Source organism: Caulobacter sp. P1_B12_2 (assembly GCF_056406675.1).
The window spans coordinates 1-3,855 of record NZ_JBFTZS010000437.1 but is presented as its reverse complement, the minus strand read 5'-3'; the positions used below and the strand labels follow the sequence as shown (position 1 = coordinate 3,855).

Genomic DNA, 3,855 nt, shown 5'->3' with positions numbered 1-3,855 from the left:
CTTCCTGGCCAAGTGCGCCAGCCACCCGGACTTCATCGACGGCGCCATCGACAGGGCTTCATCGAGGCCCGGCTGGAGGAGCTGACCGACCGCGCCTTCACCGACGCCCCGACCCTGGCCGCGATCGGCCAGCGGCTGGAGGCCTTCATGGAGGCCGACCAGCCCAGGGCGGACGTCTGGGCCAGCGCCCCGTCGCGCCTGCTGGGCTTCCGGATGAGCGCCCCGCGCGCGGCGATGAACCTGCCGATGAGCATCGACGGCCAGGTCGTGCCGCTGCGCGTCGCCCTGGCCGGCGGAACCGGCGACGACTGGTCGTGGGACATCACGGTCGAGGACGACCGGCCGCTGGACGACGTGGACGTCCTGCCGGGCACGTTCGGCGAGGMTCCGCTCTATGTGTTCGAGGGCGGCGACGTTCGCGAGTTCGACTTCGCCGCGAAGGTCGGCGCGGCCCATGTCGCGGCGTCGGACGGCGCGATCCTGTCGCCGATGCCGGGCAAGATCGTTTCCGTCTCCGTCGAAGCCGGCCARACCGTCGTCAAGGGGCAGACCCTGCTGACGCTGGAGGCCATGAAGATGGAGCACGCCCTGGCCGCGCCGTTCGACGGCGTGGTGGCCGAGCTGTCGGCCGTCGCCGGCGGCCAGGTCAGCGAAGGCGTGGTGCTGGCCCGGCTGGAGCCGGCCCTGGCCGTCGCGTCCTAGGTCCATCGCACGGACGGGGACGTGCCCATGGGCATGTCCCCAATCGCCTCATCGTCGCTCTTTCCTCAGGCGACGGTCGGCCCTAAGTACGCGCCATGCCTCTGCACATCATCAAGCTGGTCGTCGGTTGCGACAACATCGAGGAACTGGTCGCCTGGCACGCCGAGGCCGACCGTCCGTGGATCATGCACACCCGCATGACCCCCAAGCGCATCGACGAGGTGCTGGACGGCGGCTCGTTGTACCGGGTGATGAAGGGCCAGATCGTCTGCCGCCAGACCATCCTGAAGATCGACACGGTCGGCGAGGGCCGGGAGTCGCGCTGCGAAGTGACCGTTGATCCCAACCTCGTCCGCGTGGTCCCGACCCCGCGCCGTCCATTCCAGGGCTGGCGCTACCTCAAACACGAGGACGTCCCGGCCGACCTGACCGAAGGCGAGGCCGCCGACATGCCGCTGGAGCTGGCGCGCCAGCTGCGCGAACTGGGGGCTTGGTGATAACCCCATAACCCGCTCATCCCGGCCTTCGCCGGGATGAGCGGGTTCAAGGGGCTTGAGCTAGACAGCCATGTTGTCGATCAGCCGGGTCTTGCCCAGCCACGCAGCCACCAGGATGCGGCCTTGCGCGGCGCCGATCGGGCCCGGTCCCAGGCGCGACAGGTCGCCGGCCTCGCGGATGTCGACATAGTCCACCTGGCGGAAGCCGGCGGCGGCCAGGGCGGCCTTGGCCTGGGCTTCGGCCTCGTCGATCCGGCCGCCGGCCGCCACGGCCTTGGCCGCGGCCTTCATCGCGTTCGGAAGGACCACGGCGGCGGCGCGTTCCTCGGGCGTCAGATAGGCGTTGCGCGAGGACAGGGCCAAGCCGTCCTCGGCCCGGGCGGTGGGGGCGCCGACGATCTCGACCGGAATGTCCAGGTCGCGAACCACCCGCTTGATGACCTGGAGCTGCTGGTAGTCCTTCTCGCCGAAGATCGCGACGTCGGCCTGGGACTGGATCAGCAGCTTGGTCACCACCGTGGCCACCCCGCCGAAGAACTGCGGCCGCGCCGCGCCCTCCAGCGGCTCGGAGACGCCGGTCAGGTTGATCGTGGTCGAGAAGCCCGGAGCGTACATCTCGTCGACATTCGGCGCGAACAGCAGGTCGCAGCCGACGCCCGCCAGCAGCTCGGCGTCGCGGGCCTCGCCGCGCGGATAGGAGTCGAAGTCCTCGTGCGGGGCGAACTGCTTGGGATTGACGAAGACGCTGGCCACGGTGCGCTGGGCGCGGGTCTGGCCCAGTGCGATCAGCGACAGGTGCCCCTCGTGCAGGGCGCCCATGGTCGGGATCAGCGCCACGCGGTCGCCGGCCGCCTTCCAGGCGCCGACCTGGGCGCGCAGGTCAGCGACGGTGCGGACGATTTTCGGCGTCTTGCCAGGGGTCTGGTGGGCCACGGCGAACTCCCGTCTCGAACAGGCGTTGGCTTATGACCGACGCAGGTCGGGGCGTCCACCTGCGACAATGGGTCCACAGGGAACCGGCCCCGGGATTGACGTGGCGTCCCCTCAGGAGGTCTCCTCCGTGTTAATCTTTCATTGAGTTCGCCGAGTCGGGCGAAAAGAAGGAAAGAAGGCATGGCTGAAACGCGTGTCATCGTCGTGGGCAACGAGAAGGGCGGGGCGGGCAAGTCCACCATCGCCGTTCACCTCGCCACCGCGCTGCTGTACGGCGGCGCCAAGGTCGCGTTGCTGGACCTCGACCTGCGCCAGTGCACCTCGATGCGGTTCTTCGAGAACCGCGCCGCCTGGGTGGCCGGCAACAACGTGACCCTGCCCCAGCCGCTGCAGTTTCGGCTGAGCGAAGACGACGTCGCCCTGGCCGCCGGTTCGGAAGCCGATCAGGTGATCAAGTTCGAAGCCGCCTTCCTCGCGGCGCGGGAAGCCGCCGACTTCGTGCTGATCGACACCCCCGGCGGCGACACCGCCATTTCGCGCATGGCCCACGGCCTGGCCGACCTGATCGTCACGCCGATGAACGACAGCTTCGTCGACTTCGACATGCTGGGCCACGTCGATCCGGTGACCATGGAACTGCAGAAGCCCAGCCTCTATTCCCTGACCGTCTGGGAGGCCCGCAAGGCCCGCGCCCTGTCGGGCCAGCGCCAGGCCCTGGACTGGGTGGTGCTACGCAACCGTCTGGCCACCACCGAGGCCCGCAACCGCAAGCGCGTCGAGGACCGGCTGACGGCCCTGTCCAAGCGGGTCGGCTTCCGCATGGGTCCCGGCCTGCGCGACCGGGTCATCTATCGCGAGCTGTTCCCGTTCGGCCTGACCATCGCCGACCTGTCGCCGCAGGTGCGCCCCGTTCCGGTGTCGTTGCAGCACCTGGCCGCGCGCCAGGAACTGCGGGCCCTGATGCATTCCCTTGGCCTTTCGGCCTATTCCGGGGAAACTCTGCTCGCCGCTCAATAGAGTGACGGGCGGCGTCGGGGACTGACGCTCCATGTTCTATCTGCTGCTGGGCGGGGCGATCCTGCTGTTCGTCTTGTCGGGACGCGCCACGCGCGTGCTGAAGGGCGACGGCTGGCGGATCGGCGCGGGCGTCACGGCGCTGATGGCCTTCGCCGGCGCGGCCTATGCCGGGGTGCGCAGCGAGTGGCCGGTGTCCATCGTCCTGCTGGTGATCGGCGCCTGGAGCGCCACGACCGCGCGCCAGCGGCCGTCGGTCCGCAAGGCGAGCAAGGCCGAGGGCGGGCCCAGCCTCACCGAGGCGCGTTCGATCCTGGGCGTGGGCGCCGACGCGTCCAAGGCCGAGATCCAGGCGGCCTATGCGCGCCTGATCCGCATGGCCCATCCCGACAAGGGCGGCACGGCGGGTCTGGCCGCGCAGCTCAACGCCGCGCGGGACCGGCTTCTCGACGGAAAATAGCAGCGACTAGCGCGGCGCCAGGACCATGCAGGGCTGGCGCTTGGCGGTGATCGCCTGGCAGGCTCCGCGGGCGGCTTCGGCGCTCAGGCCCTGGAACTGGGCCCGGAAGGTGCTGCTGGCGGCGCCTTCGACCGCGCCCTCGGCGTCGGCCACGAACTTGGCGAAGCGCGAGCGGACCAGCATCAGCTGTTCGTTGGCCAGGCTCTTGGACTTGAACGCCCCGACCTGCACGCCCCATTCGCCCTTGGC

The 3,855-nt window shown here is 69.9% G+C and carries 5 protein-coding genes and 1 pseudogene; 4 read left to right on the top strand and 2 right to left on the bottom strand.

Translation table 11 applies throughout. The features are described from left to right. Both AC1DZ6_RS20970 and AC1DZ6_RS20965 read left to right on the top strand, forming a co-directional pair. Positions 1-702 (top strand): annotated as a pseudogene (locus tag AC1DZ6_RS20970) (acyl-CoA carboxylase biotin carboxyl carrier protein subunit); the annotation flags it as partial. A 95-nt stretch (positions 703-797) separates the two neighbouring features. Beyond that, complete coding sequence (locus AC1DZ6_RS20965; protein ID WP_477099068.1) at positions 798-1,199, top strand: DUF1489 family protein; 402 nt, start codon at positions 798-800, stop codon at positions 1,197-1,199. Positions 1,200-1,259: 60 nt separating this feature from the next. On the opposite strand, the gene panC is transcribed toward AC1DZ6_RS20965, so the two are convergent. Continuing rightward, positions 1,260-2,132 carry a pantoate--beta-alanine ligase gene (gene panC, locus AC1DZ6_RS20960; RefSeq protein ID WP_477099067.1) on the bottom strand — a complete coding sequence of 291 codons (873 nt, stop codon included), beginning with the start codon at positions 2,130-2,132 and terminating at the stop codon, positions 1,260-1,262. Between the two features lie 180 nt (positions 2,133-2,312). On the opposite strand from panC, the gene mipZ reads away from it, so the two are divergent. Continuing rightward, positions 2,313-3,149 (top strand): division plane-positioning ATPase MipZ, encoded by an 837-nt coding sequence (mipZ, locus tag AC1DZ6_RS20955; protein ID WP_477099066.1) that lies wholly within the window; start codon positions 2,313-2,315, stop codon positions 3,147-3,149. Between the two features lie 31 nt (positions 3,150-3,180). Beyond that, a complete protein-coding gene (locus tag AC1DZ6_RS20950) occupies positions 3,181-3,606 on the top strand; it encodes a J domain-containing protein (RefSeq protein ID WP_477099065.1) in 426 nt (141 codons plus the stop codon). A 6-nt stretch (positions 3,607-3,612) separates the two neighbouring features. On the opposite strand, the gene AC1DZ6_RS20945 is transcribed toward AC1DZ6_RS20950, so the two are convergent. Further along, positions 3,613-3,855: SPOR domain-containing protein (locus AC1DZ6_RS20945; RefSeq protein ID WP_477099064.1), on the bottom strand; the 243-nt coding region annotated here is incomplete at its 5' end.

Excerpts from the sequence above, each read along its gene's own strand:
- mipZ (WP_477099066.1), top strand. The coding sequence starts at position 2,313 with ATGGCTGAAACGCGTGTCATCGTCGTGGGCAACGAGAAGGGCGGGGCG.
- AC1DZ6_RS20950 (WP_477099065.1), top strand. The coding sequence starts at position 3,181 with ATGTTCTATCTGCTGCTGGGCGGGGCGATCCTGCTGTTCGTCTTGTCG.
- AC1DZ6_RS20965 (WP_477099068.1), top strand. The coding sequence starts at position 798 with ATGCCTCTGCACATCATCAAGCTGGTCGTCGGTTGCGACAACATCGAG.